Origin of the sequence: Myxococcus sp. AM010, assembly GCF_013372585.1 — a bacterium.
GTDB classification, from domain to species: Bacteria; Myxococcota; Myxococcia; order Myxococcales; family Myxococcaceae; genus Myxococcus; species Myxococcus vastator.
Window position 1 is genome coordinate 1 of the sequence record NZ_JABXEO010000123.1, and the last position, 17,783, is coordinate 17,783.

General features: G+C 70.9%; 16 protein-coding genes. 4 read left to right on the forward strand and 12 right to left on the reverse strand.

What is annotated here, in order from left to right:
- Positions 1 to 144: 144 nt before the first annotated feature.
- The 7 genes from HV826_RS33715 to HV826_RS33740 all read right to left on the reverse strand — a co-directional run bounded on the left by HV826_RS33715 (position 145) and on the right by HV826_RS33740 (position 6,891).
- Complete coding sequence (locus HV826_RS33715; protein WP_176421139.1) at positions 145 to 1,911, reverse strand: chloride channel protein; 1,767 nt, start codon at positions 1,909 to 1,911, stop codon at positions 145 to 147.
- 259 nt (positions 1,912 to 2,170) lie between these two features.
- Positions 2,171 to 3,136, reverse strand: a complete 966-nt coding sequence (locus HV826_RS33720; protein WP_176421140.1) for an ornithine cyclodeaminase family protein — start codon at positions 3,134 to 3,136, stop codon at positions 2,171 to 2,173.
- 82 nt (positions 3,137 to 3,218) lie between these two features.
- Positions 3,219 to 3,914: a class I SAM-dependent methyltransferase gene (locus tag HV826_RS33725; RefSeq protein WP_176421151.1), complete on the reverse strand. Its 696-nt coding sequence runs from the start codon at positions 3,912 to 3,914 to the stop codon at positions 3,219 to 3,221.
- 943 nt (positions 3,915 to 4,857) lie between these two features.
- Complete coding sequence (locus tag HV826_RS33730) at positions 4,858 to 5,610, reverse strand: DUF1963 domain-containing protein (RefSeq protein ID WP_176421141.1); 753 nt, start codon at positions 5,608 to 5,610, stop codon at positions 4,858 to 4,860.
- 150 nt (positions 5,611 to 5,760) lie between these two features.
- Positions 5,761 to 6,114, reverse strand: coding sequence for a Uma2 family endonuclease (locus HV826_RS37920; RefSeq protein ID WP_368671054.1), 354 nt, complete (start codon positions 6,112 to 6,114; stop codon positions 5,761 to 5,763).
- Positions 6,087 to 6,422: a hypothetical protein gene (locus tag HV826_RS37925; protein WP_303623597.1), complete on the reverse strand. Its 336-nt coding sequence runs from the start codon at positions 6,420 to 6,422 to the stop codon at positions 6,087 to 6,089. Before HV826_RS37925 ends, HV826_RS37920 begins: the two co-directional genes overlap by 28 nt.
- A gap of 244 nt (positions 6,423 to 6,666) precedes the next feature.
- Entirely contained in the window at positions 6,667 to 6,891 is a 225-nt protein-coding gene (locus tag HV826_RS33740) for a hypothetical protein (protein ID WP_176421142.1), read from the reverse strand.
- Between the two features lie 265 nt (positions 6,892 to 7,156).
- Between HV826_RS33740 and HV826_RS33745 the strand changes: the two genes are divergently transcribed.
- Both HV826_RS33745 and HV826_RS33750 read left to right on the forward strand, forming a co-directional pair.
- The gene (locus HV826_RS33745; protein WP_176421143.1) at positions 7,157 to 8,497 is read left to right on the forward strand and encodes an AHH domain-containing protein; all 1,341 of its coding nucleotides are present in this window, start codon (positions 7,157 to 7,159) and stop codon (positions 8,495 to 8,497) included.
- 12 nt (positions 8,498 to 8,509) lie between these two features.
- Positions 8,510 to 9,076, forward strand: coding sequence for an imm11 family protein (locus HV826_RS33750; RefSeq protein ID WP_176421144.1), 567 nt, complete (start codon positions 8,510 to 8,512; stop codon positions 9,074 to 9,076).
- Between the two features lie 9 nt (positions 9,077 to 9,085).
- Here HV826_RS33750 and epsA read toward each other — a convergent pair whose 3' ends face one another.
- The 5 genes from epsA to HV826_RS33775 all read right to left on the reverse strand — a co-directional run bounded on the left by epsA (position 9,086) and on the right by HV826_RS33775 (position 14,364).
- Positions 9,086 to 9,901 (reverse strand): exopolysaccharide biosynthesis glycosyltransferase EpsA, encoded by an 816-nt coding sequence (gene epsA, locus HV826_RS33755; protein WP_176421145.1) that lies wholly within the window; start codon positions 9,899 to 9,901, stop codon positions 9,086 to 9,088.
- Positions 9,898 to 12,102, reverse strand: a complete 2,205-nt coding sequence (gene epsB, locus HV826_RS33760) for a GH44 family glycoside hydrolase EpsB (protein WP_176421146.1) — start codon at positions 12,100 to 12,102, stop codon at positions 9,898 to 9,900. Before epsB ends, epsA begins: the two co-directional genes overlap by 4 nt.
- Positions 12,103 to 12,268: 166 nt before the next feature.
- Positions 12,269 to 12,826: a serine O-acetyltransferase EpsC gene (gene epsC, locus HV826_RS33765; RefSeq protein ID WP_176421147.1), complete on the reverse strand. Its 558-nt coding sequence runs from the start codon at positions 12,824 to 12,826 to the stop codon at positions 12,269 to 12,271.
- A gap of 9 nt (positions 12,827 to 12,835) precedes the next feature.
- Positions 12,836 to 13,849, reverse strand: a complete 1,014-nt coding sequence (gene epsD / locus HV826_RS33770; RefSeq protein WP_176421148.1) for an exopolysaccharide biosynthesis glycosyltransferase EpsD — start codon at positions 13,847 to 13,849, stop codon at positions 12,836 to 12,838.
- On the reverse strand, positions 13,846 to 14,364 hold the full coding sequence (locus tag HV826_RS33775) for a hypothetical protein (protein ID WP_255208466.1): 519 nt from the start codon (positions 14,362 to 14,364) through the stop codon (positions 13,846 to 13,848). Before HV826_RS33775 ends, epsD begins: the two co-directional genes overlap by 4 nt.
- A 262-nt stretch (positions 14,365 to 14,626) precedes the next feature.
- Here HV826_RS33775 and epsE point away from each other — a divergent pair, with 262 nt between their 5' ends.
- Positions 14,627 to 15,865: an exopolysaccharide biosynthesis GT4 family glycosyltransferase EpsE gene (gene epsE / locus HV826_RS33780; protein WP_176411258.1), complete on the forward strand. Its 1,239-nt coding sequence runs from the start codon at positions 14,627 to 14,629 to the stop codon at positions 15,863 to 15,865.
- Between the two features lie 249 nt (positions 15,866 to 16,114).
- Complete coding sequence (gene epsF / locus HV826_RS33785; protein WP_176421150.1) at positions 16,115 to 17,680, forward strand: response regulator EpsF; 1,566 nt, start codon at positions 16,115 to 16,117, stop codon at positions 17,678 to 17,680.
- Positions 17,681 to 17,783 lie beyond the last annotated feature (103 nt).

The following is a 17,783-nucleotide window of genomic DNA, read 5'->3' on the forward strand; positions in this document are numbered from 1 at the left end:
GGCGGTGGGGTGACCGCGGGGGCTTCGGGAGGTGGGCGGCGGAGCAGGACGAGGCTGAGCACCAGGCACAGCAGGCCCATGAGCACGATGCTCCATGCGCGCGCCGGTCCGTGCAGCCTCCGTCGGTCTTCCACGCCGCGTCCCTCAGAAGGTCCCCTGCTTCAACACGTCCCGTTTGGAGATTGTGCCCAGCAGGCGCCGCTCCCCATCCACGACGGGCAGCCGCTCCAGGGAGGTCTCCGTGAAGCGGGCGGCGACCTCGCCCAGGGACAGGCCGGGCGTAATCGGGCGCACGCGCACGTCCATCAGGTCCGCGGCGATGGTGGCGTGCAGCTGCGAGTGGTCCGGCAGGTGCCCCTTCAGCTGGTCGAGCACCAGCGCGCCCCGGTACCGGCCCGCGTCGTCGGTGACGTAGAGGTCCTGGCCCAGGGGCTGCTCCAGGAGGAACGCGAGCACCTCCTGAATCGGCGCTGACGGAGGCACGCGCTGGTGCACGGGCTTGAGCAGCGCGCGGGCGCCTTCCTGGCGCAGCCAGTGCGGCACGGTGGCGGGGACGCGCACGTTGCGGCGGTTGAGCACGGAGGTGTACAGCGACTCCGGCTCCAGGCGCCGGCTGACGACCGCGGACACCACCGCGCTGAGCATCAGCGGCAGCACCAGCGGGTAGTCGCCGGTGAGCTCGAAGATGAGGAGCACCGCGGACACCGACGCGTGCGTGGTGCCCGCGAGCACCGCGCCCATGCCCAGCAGGGCGTAGGCGCCGCTGGGCGCGCCGCCGGGCAGCACCCATTCGGCGAGGACTCCGAAGGCGCCGCCCAGCAGGCCGCCGTAGAAGAGGGACGGGGTGAAGAGTCCACCGGGGACGCCGGCGCCCGCGCAGGTGGCGGTGAGGGCCAGCTTCGCCAGCGGCAGCAGCAGCAGGTGGGCCAGGGGGAGCTCGCCGAGCAGCGCCGCGTTCACCGCGTCATATCCGTTGCCCAGCAGCCGCGGCAGCCACACCGCCGTCACGCCCACCACCGTCATGGACAGCAGGGGCAGGAAGGGCGCCAGCCACGCGGAGGCCCGGTCCAGCAGGTCCGACATGGCGTTGATGCCGCGCACGTAGACGGCGGACGCGACGCCCAGCACCACGCCCAGCAGCATGGCCAGCACCAGCTCGCGCGGGTGCATCAGCGCGTAGTTGGGAATCACGAAGCTGGGGTGGTCCGCGATGAGGCCGCGCGACACGAGCGTCGCCACCACGCACGAGACGACGATGGGCCCGAACAGCTCCAGCGCGAAGCTGCCCAGCAGCACCTCCAGGCCGAAGAGGGCCGCGCCAATGGGGACGTTGTACGCGGACGCCATGCCCGCGGACGCGCCGCAGGCCACCAGCAGGCGGGCCTGGCCGGGGCCCAGCCGCAGCCAGCGGGCCAGCGACGAGCCACTGGCCGCTCCGGTGGACAAGAGCGCGCCCTCGCGGCCCAGCGGCGCGCCCATCGCCACGGCGAGGATGGAGACCAGCCCCCGCAGCAGCGAGCGCGGCAGCGACAGGCGGCCGGACTTCACCCAGATGGATTCGATGATGCCCGCGGTGCCGTGGCCCCGCATGGGCCGGCCGACGATGAGCGTCAGCAGCGTCACCAGCGCGCCGCCGAGAATCGGGATGAGCACCCGGCGCCACGTGGGGGCCGCCGCGACGCCGGCCAGGAAATCCTCACCGGTGCCGCGCCAGAAGAGCTGCTGGGTGAAGCGCAGCACCTTGAGCAGCGCCACCGCGCCCAACCCCGCGATGAGCCCCACCGCGACGACGAGCAGCCAGAAGCGCTGCTCCGGGCCGGTGACGCTCCCCAGCAGCGCCCGGACGGCTCCGCTCCGCCCGGGGGCGCCGTCCTCGCCGGGAGGACCGTTGGCTGCGTGTCGGGCGCCCACGCGGCTCCAAGTTAGGCCCTGCTTCCGGGCAGGGGAGGCCGGGGGCCTTGGGCTGGCCGTCAACCGGCCGTGGGATGGGGCCCCGCGCCGCCTTGCTCCAACCTGGGGACGGCTTGCGTCCGGGGCCACAGGCCCGGTGGGGAGGGGCGGGCGCGCATCGCTCCGTTGGCGCCGCACTTGCCCTCCTGGCGCGGGGGACCCGCCCCAGGGCGGAGGGCGGGCGCGACGTCTGCCGACGCGGAGAGACTCCTCGCGGACTTCAGCTCCCGACGATGTCGAGCGCCTGGCCGAGCCCGCGGGCGAGCGCGGCGTCGTAGAGGGCGCGGGCCAGGGCCACGTCCTGGAGGGCGAGCCCGGTGGAGTCGAAGACGGTGAGCTCGGCGTCGCGGGTGCGGCCGGGCTTCTTGCCGGAGACGACCTCGCCCAGGGTGCCGGCGATTTGCTCGGGGCGGAGGAGGCCGTCATGCAGCGGGACGTTGACCTCGCCGGAGTGGAGGGCCTGCTCGGTGTCGTCGATGAAGACGCGGCCTTCGGTGAGCAGGCGCGCGTCCAGCTCCTGCTTGCCGGGGGCGTCCGCGCCCATGGCGTTGATGTGGGCGCCGGGCTGGAGCCACTCGCGCTTCACCACGGGGGCGCGGGCGGGGGTGGCGGTGCAGACGATGTCGGCGCCGCAGGCCTCCTGGGTGCTGACGATGCGGCCGCCCTTCTCGGCCTGGAGCGCCTTGGCGGCGGCCTCGGAGGTGTCGGCGAGCAGCAGCTCCAGGCCGTCGCCGAAGAGGGCGCGGTGCGAGTCGATGAGCACGCGGGCCTGCACGCCGCAGCCGACGAGGCCCAGGGTGCGCGGCTGCGGCTTCGCGAGGAACTTGGAGGCCACGCCGCCGGCGGCGCCGGTGCGCCAGGCGGTGAGCAGGGTGCCGTCGAGGATGGCCAGCGGGGAGGCGGTGTCCGGGTCGCTGAGGATGTAGAGGGCGCGGACGGTGGGCAGGCCGTGCTTCTCCGGGTTGCGCGGATGGGCGTTGACCCACTTCACGCCGGCGGCGCCGTCGAGGAACGCGGGCATGGCGCGGAAGTCGCCGTCGTAGGAGGGCAGGGACAGGTACACCTTGGGCGGCATCAGCGACTCGCCGAGGCCGTGGGCGCGGAAGGCCCGCTCGACGGCGGTGAGGCCGAGCTCGACGGTGTAGAGACTGCGGAGGTCCTGCGCGCTGAGGATGAGGGTGGGCATGGCCGCGCTATATAGCGCCCTCTTCGCCGCGTGGCAGGGACCGGGCGCGCGCGCCAGTAGCCCAGGCGTCTGCCGCGCGACGTCAACTGCTGGCAGCTCCCAGGGCAGGGTCGCTGAGCTCTTGAATCCAGACGTGCTCCGGTCCCCAGGTGAAGAGGAGCCGGTGCTTGGAGAGGACCGTGAAGCCTGGGGCCTCCACCGGCCGCGTCACGGTGAGGATGCGCGTGCCGGGGCGGCAGGTGCGGAAGCGCTCCACCAGCCGGGCGCGTGTCTGGGGTGTCAGCGCCGTCCAGTTGGTGAAGACGTGCGTGGCGTCCTGGAGGTCCGCCTGCGTCGCGTCGCCAAGCACGAGTTGCGCCCCAGCCTCCTCCACGGGCTTTCGCGCCAGGTCGACGTGGTGCTGCATCAACTCCACGCCGCGAGCCTCCGCGCCCAGCCAACGCGCGGCCAGCAGCGTGCGGCCCCGCCCCGCGCCCAGGTCCACCAGCCGCGAGCCACGGCCCAGCCCCGCCTTCCAGAAGAGCCACACGCCCGTGTGCACCGGCATCTCGCCGTACATCAGCTCCTTGAAAATCTGCCCGCTCGCCTGGAGGACGCGCGTCGTTTCGAACGAGCGCTTCAGGCGGTAGGGGGAGACGCGCACCTCGCGCAGCCACAGGCCCAGGTAGGGCGGGAGCAGCCGGGGCCGGCGCAGCAGCAGCAGGACGTCAAAGAGACGGGTGAACAGCTCGATGAACACGATGCTGATGCGCAGGACGACCAGCGCCGGCAGGGACATGCCGTAGTCGTCGTCCTGCTCGGGCGGGGGAGAGGGGGGCGCCGTCACAATTCCTCGGAACCGGCGAGGATAGCACCCCGAGGAACCGCGCCTGTGCTCCGCGTCAGCGGATGCGCAGCAGCGTGGCTTGGGGGCCGTGGAGACCTTCGGGGGCCACGAAGTGCCCAACGTCCGGGGCGGGGAGGGGAGACGAAGGCATTCCAGGCGGAGTGTTGCTTCAGCGAGGCCAGCACGTGCCGCCGCAGCAATGAAGTCGCCGCTCCCGCCACGCGGTTCCAGGAGGACATGGGGGCAGGTATTGCATGCTCGGCGGGGTCGGCGTGAGGACCTGGCTGGCAGGTCGAGCGCGCCTGAGGTGCGGGCGTGCCTCCAGATTCACTCATAGCGGCGTGCGGATGAAGCGAGCAGCCGGAGGCTGTGGCCCCGTGCGTGCTCTTGGCACACCCTTGGGTGCGCGATGGCGACGATTCGGGGGCTCACCAGGCTCCGAGTCCAACTGTTCGACGGGCTCACCTGCACCCATGACGCGCCGACCTCTGTGCCTACGCCACGCGCAGGCTAACGCGTTTCATGCCTGTGGGTCGGGCGCGCAGCCCGGTGGATAGCTGTTCGGAAATGTCGGGACTTTTGTGGCGTCAAAACCCCCGACATTTCCGAACAGCGAGCGACGGGAGTGACTCCGGCCCCCCCGCCGCGAGGGGGCCCCTGGGGTGGCCGCGTGGTCCGTTCAGCATGAAGTCCGGCACGGAGGTGATTGCATGGCATCCGCGCGCGCGCCGTGCGCTGACGAGGTGCCCCGCGCGCATGCACTCCCACGCGAACCGCTCCATCTTGCTGTCGCTCCTCCTGCCCTGCTTGGCGCTCGCGCAGCCCATGGACGACACGCCGCGGAGGACACGCCCACTGCGGCGGCGCCGTCGCTCAGTTCATCTGCGCTGCGCGATCAGGCATTCGCCCAGGTCACGACGGCGCGCTCCAGCCGGTTCGCGGCGAGGTCCTCGGGGTGGAGGAGCACGTAGGGCCAGTTCGTTCCCCACTGGAATCCGGAGGCGTTGTCGAAGTCGATGCGCAAAAGCTGTGCGTACGCCCGCGGGGCGCTGTCACGCCCGGGAGGCGGTACGAAGGCGTAGGGCGCATCGAGCCCCGCGCTGCGGTGCCCGGACAGGCGATGGGTGCCCGGACTCCGCTCATCCTCCAGGTAGCCTGAAGGCGCCCAGGCGTTCCAGGTGTCACGGAGTTGCGCGTCACCTGAGGACAGTGGCGCTTCCCACGCGTCACCTCCCGGGAGTGACCAGCCAGCGGAGAACCGCATCCGCGTCTCCCAGCGTCCGACGCAGGGAGGCGGTGAGACAGGGCGGGCGCGCGCTTCGGTGGGCTCCGGATACCAGCGCACCCGGAACGAGTTGACGGAGCAGTCCGGGGCACGAAGGTCGCGGTCGAGCGCGAAGAGACCCCGCCGAGGCAACACGGCAGGAGCCTCACTCAGTTGGGTGAAGTTGAGCTGCCCGAGGAAGTGGAAGCCCTCCCACGCCAAGCCCGCCTCTTCGACGTAGGGGATGCCGCCGAACTTGCTGTCGAGCGTGGGGAGCACGGGCTGCGCGGCCCTGTGGCCCATCAGCCTGTGGAGGAGGGAGGGCCGGAGGGGCGAGCGAGAGACGCGCTCCGAGCGGATGTACAGGCACGGGGAAGGTGCCATTGCGAGGAACCGCTCGATGCCGGACTCGAGTTCCGGTGAGTGCGAGCGGAGCCTTCGTCGGAGGTCCTCGGGGAGTTCGAGCGGAGGTTTCATGACATCGAGCCTACTGAGGAGAACAGCCTACGTGTCCTCTCCGCGCCGGGACGGAGGCTACAGCGCACCGAGCATCAGCTCGAAGTCCTCGAACGGCGCGGCCCGGATGAGGTCCTCGTCACCATGGACGCCCAGCTCGACCCAGCGGTCGTTCATGAGGTCGCTCACGGTGAGCGTGCGCGCATCCAGGTCGATGAACCAGAGATGGCGGATGCCGATGCGCGCGTAGAAGGGGCGCTTGATGCGCTGGTCGTACGCACGGGTGCTGGGGGGGAGAATCTCGCAGGCCCAGTCCGGAGCGAGCGTCCACCGCCTGGTGGGGAACTCGGGGACGCGCTCGCGACGCCACCCGGCCAGGTCCGGAACGAACTCCGGCGAGCCCTCTACCTGGACTCCACGCTCAGCCAGCAGCCATCACGCCCTCCGCGTCCCCGTTGAAAGGGCCCGTCCAACTCGGCGATGAGCCTGCTCTCCAAATAGGAGTGCCCCGCCATCGGACGCGGATGCGCATAGAGCGTCCCATCGATGATCTCCCCCACGCCCCCCTCCTGAAGCGCGTCGATGTCGGCGAGGGTGGCAGGATGGTCCAGCTTTCGAGCGCCGTAGCCCATGCCGACAGTGTGGGGATAACACCGGACGCTGACAAGCAGCCCCACTGGTGCCTGCTTCTTCGTCGGAGGACGCTGCCTCAGGACCTTCGCGGGCTTCGCCGTCTTCACGAGATTCCAGCCCGCTTCATGACGTGGTCTGGGAGACAGGATTTGAACCCGTGGATACGGGTGCCCCAACCCGCGACGGCACACGCCCTTCGCTGAATGGCGTGTGGCTCATCCGCGGCTTCGGCTCCCCGACGCCACGTCTTCAGGGCTCACGTGCACACGCGCTCCCTGGGACAAGCGTCCCCGTTGACGGCGACTCACCCCCGGCCAGCGGGTGAGCACGCGACGAGGACGTCAGTCCCGCCTACGGACACGACACGGGAGAACAGTACGGCTGGCCAGGCATTGCCGAGCAGCAGTTGAAGCGGTCATTGCAGTAGACCGTGACGTCGCCATCCGAGCAGGCATAGACGCCCTGCTCCTGCGACTGCATCAGGTCCTCGGCAGACGACCCTGCGTCCACCGGTCCACCACATCCCATCGACAGCAGCGAAGCAGTCAGCAGCACGCCTTTGACGAGCGACTTCATTTGCACAAAGCCTCCTCATGTGGCCGCCCGGATGGACGGGCCCCGATGATAGCATCGTGCAACGAATTGCCCGCGTCGTCCCGTTGGCGCGCGAGTCCACCAGCCGACCAATCTCCGTCACCGACTCCTCGAAGGTGAGCGGGTCGATGGCGAGTTGGCCAATGCGCAGGCGCGCTCCAGCCGGTTCGCGGCGAGGTCCTCGTGTCACGCTTGGGAGCCAGGTTTGACGGGGCGCCTCGCATGGACTCGAGGCCACGGGGTGCCGATGCGACTGATTTGGGTGTTCTTGCTGCTGCTCATCGGGCCCGCGTGCTCGACGGTGCGTGTGGTTCGGCTGGACACGGGAACCGCGGCGCCCATCGTACACACACCGCGCGGCGTGGAAGGCGCCGGTTCCGTGGAACTCGACGACGAAGCGTTCGAGGCCGCCGTGGTGTCCTTGGCGCGGGAGGTGGAGCCTTCGCTGCATCCCCTGCGCGATGCGCGACACCGCTTCGGGGTGCCGGTCAGGAGTGGCGTCTACGCATACGAACGCCGAAGCCAGCGGCTGATTCCCATGGAGGAGCGCGCGGACGGCCCCCGCTTGTTGATGGCTTACGCGGACGAAGAACTGACGCGCGACTACGGCCGATGGTGCGCGCGGAAGCGGCAGCCCGGGGACTGTCTTCGACTGTTGGATGAAGGCCCGCTGCTGGCCAGCGATGGGAAGTACACGCTGGCGATGGCCATCGCCATGGACTCGGTGTGGGCCGAGACGGCCGAGGCGCTTCGCGACATGGCCGACCCACAGGCGCTGCTGGCGACGGTGAGTGCCTCCGTCAGCATGTACCTGCTCCTCTGGTCGCTGCCCGAGCCCGTGAGCAAGGGCGTGGCGGCCACCCTGACCGCCGTCGCCATTGCCTACCTGGGCGTGGACACGGTGTGGCGCTTGCTGGACGGGTGGATTGCCCTGGTGCGCCAGGTGGACTGGGCCACGACCTTCGAGCAGCTCAGCGCGGCGGGAGAGGACTACGGCGAGGTGCTCGGAGAGAGCGCCGCGCGCATCTTCGTCATGCTGGCCACGGCGGCCATCGGGAACACGGCGGGGCTGGCGGCGAAGGCGCCCAGGCTGCCGGGCTCCTCACAGGCGGCGCTGAACGTCGAGGTGCAGGCGGGCTACCGGTACGCGGCGCTCGGGAGCGTGGAGTCGGTGGCGATGACGGCTGAGGGCTTCACCGTAGCGCTGGCACCGCATGCCGTGGCCATGACGGCTGGTGGAACGGACGGCGCGCGCCGCACGCAGAAGCACCACATCGCCACGAACAAGAATGATGTGTCGAAGGCGCGGGGTGGGCCGTGGACGCCGCGATTCAAGGCCATCTTCAAACGGGCAGGGATGGAGCTGAAGGACCCTGAGAACATTGTTCCCGTGGCAGCGCACCGAGGGCCGCATCCTCGCGAGTACCACGAGCAGGTCCTCTTCACGCTCGAAGAGGCCACGAGCACCTGTCGGACCATTGTCCAATGTCGCGAGGCGCTGACCCGGGCGCTGAACCGCCTGGCTCGAGAGGTCACGACACCCGGCACGCGGCTCAACACACTGGTGACTTCGGGCTCGCGGCGCTAGGAGGGTTCCATCATGGCGAAGCGGTACTTCCAGCTCACGGATGACATGCATCTGCCCAAACGCTGGGAGCTTGGGGCCCTCGTCGACCCCGATGCAGCCGAGATGCAACCGGCGCTGCTCAGGAGCGGAGCCCGTCTCTCAATGACGGGCCGGTTGGAGGTTTCCATTGAGGAGCCCGGCCGTCCGCTCGACTTCACCCATGCGCCGTACAGCATTCCCGTCGTGCACGTCCGAGTGGCGTCCCTGCTCGCGGAGCGGGTGCCGGACGAGGTCCAGTTCCTACCGGTCGACATCCCTTCACAGCCCGACCAGTACCTCGTGCTGAATGCCCTCCGGCTCATCCGGTGCATTGATGATGCCCACTCCTCAGAGGTCCGTTACTGGGAGCCCGAGGACGGCATGCCGGAAAAGGTCGGGACCTACTTCTCCATCTCGGGCTTGCGCATCGACCCCACCCAGGTCGGCGATGCGCGGATGTTCCGCACCTGGGGATGGACGGGGGCCCTCATCGTCTCCGAGGACCTCAAGGTCGCCCTGGAGCGGTCCGGCGCCACGGGGATGAAGTTCACCCCCGTGTGACGCGGGCGGCTACTCCGGCTTCTTCGTCCCCGTCCGCTCCCAGAACTCGCGCAGCAGAATCGTGGCGAAGCGGGAGTCATTCAGGATGTACCGCCGCCACAGGCGCTTGGGCTCGTTGACCAGCCGGTACAGCCACTCGAAGCCCGCGCGAGAAATCCACGCGGGCGCGCGCTTCGCCGTGCCGGCGATGAAGTCCAGCCCCGCGCCAATGCCAATCGCCGTCGTGGGGCCCAGCTTGGACGCCACCTGCGAAATCCACACCTCCTGCTTCGGGCTGCCCAGCGCCACCAGCAGCAGGTGTGGATCCTTCTCGCGAATCTTCGCGACAATCGGGTCGTTCTGCGCGTCACCGCCGTCCACGCGCACCATGGGCGAATCCCAGCCCACCACCTCCACGCCGAACTGCTCGCCGACGATGCGGCCCACCTTCTCCGCCACGCCGGGGCCCGCGCCCAGCAGGAACACGCGCCACTTGCGCTCCGCCCCCAGCTTCATCAGCGGGAGGATGAGGTCCGAGCCGGCGATGCGCTCGGGCAGCGGCACGTCCATGGCGCGCGAGGCCCAGACGATGGGCATCCCATCCACCACCGAAATCGCGGCGCGCGAGTACGCCTCGCGGAACTGCACGTTGTCCTCGGCCAGCACCACGTGGTCCACGTTGGCGGTGAACACGTAGCCACCCTGGCGCGAGTCCACCAGCCGGCCAATCTCCGTCACCGCCTCCTCGAAGGTGAGCTGGTCGATGGCGAGCTGGCCGATGCTCAGGCGCGCGCGGCCAGGGGTGAACGGGGTCTGTGGAGGTACGGGCGTCGCGGCGGAGCTCATGGCTTCTTCACCGTCAGGTCGAGCACGGTCATGGAATAGGGCGGCAGCCGCTGTGTCAGGGAGCCCGCGGCCTTCGCACCGGGAGTCTGCTCGGTGAACCCCCCAGGTGCGCCCGAGTAGCCCAGCACGCGCACGCTGTCGAGTGTCCCGCAGCCCTTGAGTTGAATCTGCGCCTGGGCGGTCTGGTCCGGGTCGAAGTTGAGCACCACCGCCACCAGCTTGCCGGCCGCCTCATCGCGTGAGGCGAACACGCTGGTGCCCTCTGCGGCCTTCGCGGGCACCCACCAGTCCTGGAAGCGGCTGCCCTTGCCGTCGAAGTTCCGGAACGCGCGGAACGCCCAGAACACCGGCGAGCCCTCGGTGGGGTACTGCCAGAAGTAGGCGGAGTAGATGTTCTCCTGCGCGAAGCGGCCCAGCGCCTCGGCCTGGGCCAGGCCGCCGCTCATGTGCCGGAAGGCGCCGAAGTTGTACTCACCAATGGAGATGCGCAGGCCCGGATAGTTGTCCGCAATCCACTCCTTCATGCGCGGGATGAGGCGCACGGGCTCGCCAATCCAGGACTCGTCCTTGTACGTGGCATCCCACAGCCCGCGCGTGGAGCGGATGCGGCGCGCGTTGGTGGCCGGGTCCGTGTTGCCCTCCAGGCCGACGCCCACGTTCGTCTGGGGATAGAAGTGCAGGTCCAATATGTCGAGCAGCCGCACGCCCGTCTTCTTCTCGTGCTCGCGCAGCTGCCGCAGGTACCAGGGCACCAGGGGGACGTTGCCGTGCGCGCGCCGGTCGGAGTGCGGCATCTTCCCCGGCGTGAAGTCCGCCGCGGACCACAGGTAGTTCGTCCAGCCCCACTCGGCCGGGCCCGCGATGAGGCCCTCCGGGTCTTCCTTCCGCACCACCGTGCCGTAGGCAATCGTGCGCTCCAGCAGCCCGTCATAGGACAGCGGCTCCGGGTGCACGTCGCGGTGCGTGGAGTTCCAGAGCATGGGCTCGTTGTCCAGGATGTACGTCTGGACGCTGCGCTGGCCCCGCGCCTGGTCCTTCTTCCGGATGGCGCGGATCCACTCGGCGACGAACTCCGGAGGCGCCTCGGTGCTGGTGAGCGTCGGCGCGCCGGGCTTCAGCGGCGTGCCATCCCGGGCCAGGCCGTTGCCCGCGCCGTTGTCCTCCTGCTGCTGCGGGCCGAAGCGCGTCACCGGGAAGCCCGCTGACTTCGTGTCCTTGGCCACCCAGCCCAGGATGGGCACCGTCAGCGCGGACGTCATGCCGTGCTTGCGGTTGGACTCCAGGAAGTCGTCGTAGCTCAGGCCGATGTCGACGTTCTGGTAGAACCAGTCGTTCGCGGTGTTCCACGCGCCGCCCAGCTTCCAGTTGTAGCGGGACGTGGGGTTGCCGCCCCAGCGGCGCGTGGTGGCGCCGACCTCGTACTGGTGCGTGTCGCGCTTCTCCGTCAACCCGTCGAAGGCGATGCCGTAGATGAGCGGGCTGATGGGGTGGCTCGGCGCGGTGCAGTCGATGGTCATCGGCGCCTCGCGGCCGCTGCCCTGGCCCGTGCGTCCGCCCCCCGCGGCCAGCGCGGCGGCGAGGTCTGGCGGCAGCGGCACCAGCGCCACCTTGTCGAACAGCACCCACTCCCGGCCCACGCTCTTGGAGGCGCGCAGCACCACGCGGTCGAAGGGCTGGCCGCTGGGGTTGAGCTGCTCCATGGGGATGACGATTTCAGACCACTCGCCGTCCTTGCGGACCTGGAGCTCGGGGATGATGGGGACGCGCGGGAAGCTGGCGGCGCCCGGGGCGTCCAGGCGGACCTCCAGGAACTCGCCGAAGGACTCCGGCGCGCTGAAGCGGAACGTCAGCGCGCCGAAGGTGCCCTCCAGCTTGGGCCGGTAGAGAATCCACCCGGCGTAGTTGAACAGGCGCATGCGCGCCGGCGCGCCCTTGGGCAACTCGCGCTGCGCCCAGCCGAGGTCCTTCCAGTCGGGGGACAGGCCGCCGTCGTACAGCATCACCGGCGCGGTCTTCTCGGTGCCCGGCGTCGTGGCCGTCGTGCCGCGCGTCTCCGCTGCGTTGCTCGTGTCGGGCGCCGCGCTGCTCGCTCCTGCAGCGCCTGGCGCTTCCGCGCCGACGGCCCACGCGACAGTGACAGTGCCCCCGGCCAGCAGCGCACCCGATAGGACAGCGGCGCCAGCCTTCGTCCGTGAACGCATCACTCCGTCCTTCCTGAAGGCGCTGCCGTCACCGCGCTAGAGCGCCACTCCATCCGCGAACGCTTCACACCTTCCTCCATGCGCGTGCTGCCGCCACCGGGCCAGCGCGCGACTCCATCCGCGAACGCCCGCGCGGTGCGCTCCACGGCCGCGCCCGCCCGCCCCGCTACAGCGCGACGTCGTCCGAGTCCTTGCGCGGGAAGATGCGGGCGGGAATCCCCACTGCCACGCTGTCCGGCGGCACGTCCTGGAGCACCACCGCGTTGGCGCCGATGCGCGAGCGCGCGCCGATGCGCACCGGCCCCAGGATGCGAGCCCCCGCGCCAATCCAGACGTCATCCTCGATGACGGGATAGCCGTTGTCCTTCGCGGTGCCCACGGTGTTGTTCCCGTAGAAGCGCACGCGGTCGCCGATGCGCGCGTCGCCGCCGATGACGACGCCCAGGCTGTGCACGAAGTACACGCCCTTGCCGAGCGTGACGTCCTTCCCAATCTCAATCCCCATCACCGCCGTCTGCGCCACGCGCAGCACGTGGTTCAGCAGGGGGATGCGGTAGGTCAGCGCGGCCTCGCGGGCGCGGTTGAGCGCGGTGATGCGGTACGAGTCACTGGTCAGCACCACCTTGGCAATGGACTTCGCGTCCGAGCTGCCATTGGCGGCCTTCGCCAGCTCCAGCGCATCCGTGACGAGCGAGCCAATCATCGAGTCCCTGACCTTCAGCATGGTGTGTGACTACTCCCCCCGGCCCTGCAGGTAGCGAGCGACCTCGCGGGCGATGCCCGTCCAGCCGCCGGCCTCGCCGCGCGCGCCGCGCAGATACTCCATCCCGTACACCACGGAGGTGCCGGCGAAGGCGGCCTTCTCCAGGCCCAGCTTGTCCGCGGCGTTGGCGGCGTGCATCACCGCGCGCGTCAGCACGCGGGACGCGTCCGGCGCCACCAGGGTCGCGGCCAGCAGCGGGCGGGTGAGGGGGTTGGTCTGGAAGAGCAGCCGCCACGGATTGACGTCGCGCACGTCCGGGTGCTTCCGGGCCACCTGCGTGTCGAACATGCCGTAGCGGTGCGCGCGCTTCAGCCAGCGCTCGAAGGAGAGGTGGTCACTGCCGTGCCGCACGTACGCGTCGCGCGCGAAGACGAAGGCGCAGCCGGCCTTCTCCAGCCGCACGCCCAGCTCCACGTCCTCCGACTGGCCCAACGACTTGTCGAAGCCGCCCACGCCCACGTAGTCCGCGCGGGGGAAGGACACGTTGCCGGTGAACAGGTGGACGCCGCGGGCGCGGGCGCCGGGGGTGGAGAGCTCCTCGGCCATGCGGTTGTTGAGGTACGCGTACCAGCGCTCGAACAACGGCATGTCGCCAATGGAAGGGTCCGGCCGGATGCGGCCCAGCACCACGGTGCGCGAGCCCTCCGGATGGTGCGACAGGTGCCGCTCCAGGAAGTCCGGGCCCACCTGCATGTCGTCATCCGTGACGAGCACCACTTCACCCCGGGCGGCCATGACGCCCCGGTGCCGGGCGGCGGCGGCGCCCGCGTTCTGCTGCACCTCCACGCGCAGGGTGTAGGGCAGGGCCAGGGCTCGCAGTGGCTCGCGGGCGGGCTCCTTGGAGCCGTCGTCCACCACGACGACCTCGAACTGCTCGGGCGGCAGCGTCTGCCCGGCCAGCTGCCACAGCAGCCGGGTGATGAGGGGCAGCCGGTTGTACGTGGCGATGACGACGCTGAGCCGGGGCGCGGAGGTGGAGCTCATGCCTTCTTCTTCTGGGAAGCCGCCCGGCGCTGCTTCTTCGTCAGCCGGGGAAAGGTGACGCTGCCGAGGAAGCGCTCGCGGCCCACGAACTCCAGGGTTTTGCTGGCGGCGCCGAAGTCCGTCTCGCCCAGGGTGACGCAGAGGAGGCAGCCGTCCGCGGCCAGCGCCAGGGGCAGGCTGGCCGGGCGGGTCATCAGCGAGTCGATGACGGCGACGACGCGCTCACCCCGGGACACGCGCTCGCGCAGCTCCAGCACCTTCTGCGCGGCGGCGGTGGGCGACAGGCCGGTGGCGTCCTCCAGGTGGATCTTCTGCGTGTAGGCGTAGGGCGCGCCCGCCTCCAGCACGGCCGTGGCGGCCTCGAGCCCCGGGGCGCCTGGGTGGGCAGGCACCACCGTGAGGAAGCTCCACGCGTGGCGCTCCAGGGCGAACCACAGCCGTTGCAGCGCCGGGGATGGAATGGCGCTGTCGGTCGAGGTGGCGTCGGCGGGAGGTGCGCTGGAATCGGCGGCCATGGGGAGGGGCTTGGTATAGCGCAACGCGTGGCGGCGGCCCAACGGCCTCTCCGGGCAGTCCGGGGCGCGACGGCCCGCCTGGCTGCCGAGGCGCGCACCGGTGACGCGTAACGGTCAGCGCCTCCCGGACCGGGCGTTGCGTGGCGCGCGCCTCGGGCGACCCGGCGGGGCCCGGGAAGCCCTCCCCACCGCGCGCATGAAGGCCTCGTGACGGGCTGGGTAGACCCCCACCCACGTCGTGTCGGGGGCGGGCAGGCGTGTTATGCCATCCGCTGTGCAGAAGATTGGCTATTTGATTCCCGAGTTCCCTGGACAGACGCACATCTTCTTCTGGCGCGAGCTGCAGGCGCTGCCGGGGAAGGGCGTGACGCCGGAGCTGGTGTCCACGCGCCCGCCTCCCGCGCGCATCATCTCGCACAGCTGGGCGCGCGAGGCCATGTCGCGCACGGAGTACCTGGCGCCGCCGGGGCCGCTGGGGGTGGCCAAGGCCGCCGCGGAGGTGGCCCGCGCCATGCCCACGGGCTGGGCCCGGTGCCTGGCCTCCATCGCCCGGGCGGAGGGGCTGGACGCGAAGGGCCGCGCGCAGCTGCTGGCCTTCGCCGTCATGGGCGGCCGGCTGGCGTCGCTGGCGCGGGAGCGGGGCTGGACGCACGTCCACGTCCATTCGTGCGCCAACGCCGCGCACGTGGCGCTCTTCGCGCACCTCCTGTCGGGGCTGCCCTACAGCCTGACGCTGCACGGGCCGCTGGACGACTACGGCCCCAACCAGCGTGAGAAGTGGCGCCACGCGCAATTCGCCTTCGTGATTACGAAGAAGCTGCTCCAGGAAGTGAATGACGAACTGGCGGGCGCCCTGCCGCCGCGCATCGAGCTGGCGCCCATGGGCGTGGAGCTGAGCAAGTTCAACCGCTCCGTGCCCTACGCGGCGTGGACGGGGGAGGGCCCGCTGCGCCTCTTCTCCTGCGGGCGCCTCAACCCCTGCAAGGGCCACGCGGACCTCATTGACGCGGTGGGGATGTTGCGCGCGAAGGGGCTGGACGCGCGGCTGTCCATCGCGGGCGAGGACGAGGCCGGCGGCACCACGTACCGCAAGGTGCTGGAGGCCCGAATCCAGGAGGCGGGCCTGGGCGACGCGGTGACGTTGCTGGGCGCGGTGAGCGAGGACACGGTGCGCGGTGAAATCGAGCGCGCGCACCTCTTCGCGCTGGCCAGCCTCCAGGAGCCGCTGGGCGTGGCCATCATGGAGGCCATGGCCATGCGCGTGCCCGTGGTGGTGACGGGCGCGGGCGGCGTGCCGGAGCTGGTGGATGACGGCGTGGACGGAGTCCTCGTGCCCCCGCAGCAGCCCCGCGTCCTGGCGGACAAGCTGGAGGCCGTGGCGCGCGACGCCCAGGAAGCCCACCGGCTGGGAGAGGCGGGCCGCCGCAAGGTGGAGACGACGTTCAGCAGCGAGCGCAGCGCGGACATGCTCGCGCGGATGCTCCAGCGGGCGGTGGTGTAGCGGGCCACACGGTAGGACCTCCTGCCGCGCTGGAAGGTGTTGTCGGGCCATCACTGGCCCGGTGCGGTCCTCTTCGCGGACTGGTGGGCGCCCCAGGGCGGCACCATGATGGGGCCGTCCTGACCGGGGGCCGCTGAGGCCGCCCGCCTGCCGGGGACCCACGGGCTGGGCGAACCGGACCTGTTGCCAAATCGTCGGGGGCGCATTACCGCCTGGGGTCATGCACGAAGGGAGGCGTCGCGGGTGACCATGCCCGAGCAACCCACGTTCCATGCGCCCACCCGGCTGGAGCCGCTCGCCACGAGTGTCCTGCTGGTGGACGACAACGCGGCCAACCTGCTCGCGCTGGAGGCCGTCCTGGAGCCGCTGGGCCAGCGGCTGGTGAGGGCGTCCTCCGGTCCCGAGGCCCTGCGGTGGCTGCTGCGGGAGGCGTTCGCCGTCATCCTGCTGGACGTGCAGATGCCCGGCGTGGACGGCTTCGAGACGGCCCGCCTCATCCGCCAGCGCCAGCGCACCCGCTACACGCCCATCATCTTCCTCACCGCGCACAGCCGCGACGAGGCCCACCTGGTGCATGGCTACACGGTGGGCGCGGCGGACTACGTGGTGAAGCCCTTCCACCCGGACGTGCTGCGCTGGAAGGTGGAGGCCTTCGTCGGGCTGTACCTCCATCAGCAGCGGCTCCAGCGGCACGAGTCCGCGCTGTGGGAGCACGAGCGCCGGATGCTGGAGCAGCAGGGCGAGCTGCGCTTCCGCCGGCTGGTGGACACCATGCCCCAGTTCGTCTGGGAGCTGCTGCTGGATGGCACCATCGGCTACGCCAACCGGGGCTGGCTGGACTACGCGGGGCTGTCGCCGGAGCAGGGGCGGAGGTGGAAGGACACCCTGACCTGCCTGCACCCGGAGGACGCCTCCAGCCTTCGGAGCGCCTGGCAGGTGGCGCAGTGCACGGGCCACCCGCTGGAACAGGAGTGCCGGCTGCGGGGGGCGGATGGGGCGTACCGCTGGTTCCTGACGCGCACGATTCCCGAGCGCGATGAGCGGGGCCAGCTCGCCGGCTGGGTCGCCACGGCGACGGACATCGACGACGCGCGCCGCGCGGTGGAGACGCTGCGGGCGGCCAGTGAAGCGAAGGACATGTTCCTCACCATGGCGGCGCACGAGCTGCGCACGCCGCTGCAGGCCGCGCGGGGGTATGCGCACCTGGCCTCGGTGAAGGCGGGCGACACGCTGGCGCCGGGCGTGGACAAGGCGCTGCAAGGCATCCACCGCAGCGTGAATCGCATGGCGAAGCTGGTGGAGAACCTGCTCGACGTGAGGCGCATCCAGCGGGGCGAGCTGCACCTGGAGCCGAAGGCGCTGGACGTGGGCGCGCTGCTGCGCGACGTGGCCGGGCACTTCGAGCCGCTGCCCGAAGGCCAGCACATTGAGCTGGACGCCCCCGAGGGACTGGTGGTGCCCGGAGACCGCGAGCGGCTGGACCAGGTGTTCACCAACCTGGTGTCGAACGCGCTGCGCTACTCACCGGAGGGCGGGCGCATCCGGCTCGCCGCCCGCGAGGAGGCGGGGCGCGTGCACGTGGAGGTGGTGGACCACGGGCTGGGCATCCCCGGTGAGAAGCTGGAGGACATCTTCGAGCGCTTCAACCGCGCGCACGGGATTGCCTACGGCGGCCTGGGCCTGGGCCTGTCGATTGCGCGCGGCATCGTCGAACGCCACGGCGGTCGCATCTGGGCGGAGTCCCCTGGCGGGGAGGGCGCGGGCAGCACCTTCCACGTCGTGCTGCCCGTGGCGCCGGACGCGCCGACCCCGTGACGCCGCGGCGGCGCCGGGCTCAGGACTGGCGCGCGGCGGGGGCCTTGGCGTCGCCTTCGTTGGGGTAGGTGATGGCGCCCGGCGGGGGCACGGGCGCCATCAC

Bases quoted from the DNA above. Each gene is read 5' to 3' on its own strand.
- HV826_RS33720 (WP_176421140.1), bottom strand. From the start codon at position 3,136: ATGCCCACCCTCATCCTCAGCGCGCAGGACCTCCGCAGTCTCTACACC.
- HV826_RS33725 (WP_176421151.1), bottom strand. From the start codon at position 3,914: ATGTCCCTGCCGGCGCTGGTCGTCCTGCGCATCAGCATCGTGTTCATC.
- HV826_RS33730 (WP_176421141.1), bottom strand. From the start codon at position 5,610: ATGGCACCTTCCCCGTGCCTGTACATCCGCTCGGAGCGCGTCTCTCGC.
- HV826_RS33740 (WP_176421142.1), bottom strand. From the start codon at position 6,891: ATGAAGTCGCTCGTCAAAGGCGTGCTGCTGACTGCTTCGCTGCTGTCG.
- HV826_RS33745 (WP_176421143.1), top strand. From the start codon at position 7,157: ATGCGACTGATTTGGGTGTTCTTGCTGCTGCTCATCGGGCCCGCGTGC.
- HV826_RS33750 (WP_176421144.1), top strand. From the start codon at position 8,510: ATGGCGAAGCGGTACTTCCAGCTCACGGATGACATGCATCTGCCCAAA.
- epsA (WP_176421145.1), bottom strand. From the start codon at position 9,901: ATGAGCTCCGCCGCGACGCCCGTACCTCCACAGACCCCGTTCACCCCT.
- epsB (WP_176421146.1), bottom strand. From the start codon at position 12,102: ATGCGTTCACGGACGAAGGCTGGCGCCGCTGTCCTATCGGGTGCGCTG.
- epsC (WP_176421147.1), bottom strand. From the start codon at position 12,826: ATGCTGAAGGTCAGGGACTCGATGATTGGCTCGCTCGTCACGGATGCG.
- epsD (WP_176421148.1), bottom strand. From the start codon at position 13,849: ATGAGCTCCACCTCCGCGCCCCGGCTCAGCGTCGTCATCGCCACGTAC.
- HV826_RS33775 (WP_255208466.1), bottom strand. From the start codon at position 14,364: ATGGCCGCCGATTCCAGCGCACCTCCCGCCGACGCCACCTCGACCGAC.
- epsE (WP_176411258.1), top strand. From the start codon at position 14,627: ATGCCATCCGCTGTGCAGAAGATTGGCTATTTGATTCCCGAGTTCCCT.
- epsF (WP_176421150.1), top strand. From the start codon at position 16,115: ATGCCCGAGCAACCCACGTTCCATGCGCCCACCCGGCTGGAGCCGCTC.